This window comes from Streptomyces minutiscleroticus (genome assembly GCF_014650875.1).
In the GTDB taxonomy this organism is placed as follows: domain Bacteria; phylum Actinomycetota; class Actinomycetes; order Streptomycetales; family Streptomycetaceae; genus Streptomyces; species Streptomyces minutiscleroticus.
Genome location: NZ_BMVU01000265.1, coordinates 1 through 579 on the forward strand (window position 1 = coordinate 1; position 579 = coordinate 579).

At 40.1% G+C, this 579-nt stretch carries 1 protein-coding gene; it reads right to left on the reverse strand.

Going from position 1 to position 579, the window contains the following annotated elements; translation table 11 throughout:
• On the reverse strand, positions 1-579 hold a 579-nt coding region (locus IE271_RS44665; RefSeq protein WP_229920014.1), incomplete at both ends, for a hypothetical protein.

Here is a 579-nt window from a genome sequence, read left to right on the forward strand (position 1 = left end):
GGTTATTTGGGTGTTTGTTGGGTTGTGAGTATTTGACAAAAACCTCTCCAGGGTTAGGATCGCTAAAACGCTTGTTTTTAAGCTCCAATAAGTGCTTAGAAAAATCAGACTCTCCCTCTCTAGATCTAAAATCAGAGAGTTTCGTTAAACGGCTGGTTTGTTGGGTGTAACTCGCCAATTCTAAAAGGTTGGTAGCGTTATTCCTAAAATTAGGGTTAGAAATCAAGTTTGCGGTGTCTAAAAGATCTTTAGCCACGCCTAAGATTTCATTCAAAGAGTGGTTTTCTAAATAAATCGGTGCAAAAAGCGGGTTTTCTTTAGTTTCCATCATCAATGTTGAAAGCCACTTGATAGCGTTATTCCCCCCTACAGCTTCAATTTGATTTAGCGCGCTTTGCCCTTGAATGCCCACAATGTAATCTTGTAAAGTAGGGGGGGTAAAATCCATCACTTTATCGCCGTAAGACATTTTAATCTGGTTATAAAGGACAGAGAGGCTTAAAATGTTGTTTTGATGGGTGCTGTTTGAGTCAGGCAGCGCTACGCTTAACAATAACCCCTTATCTTGCAACAAAACCC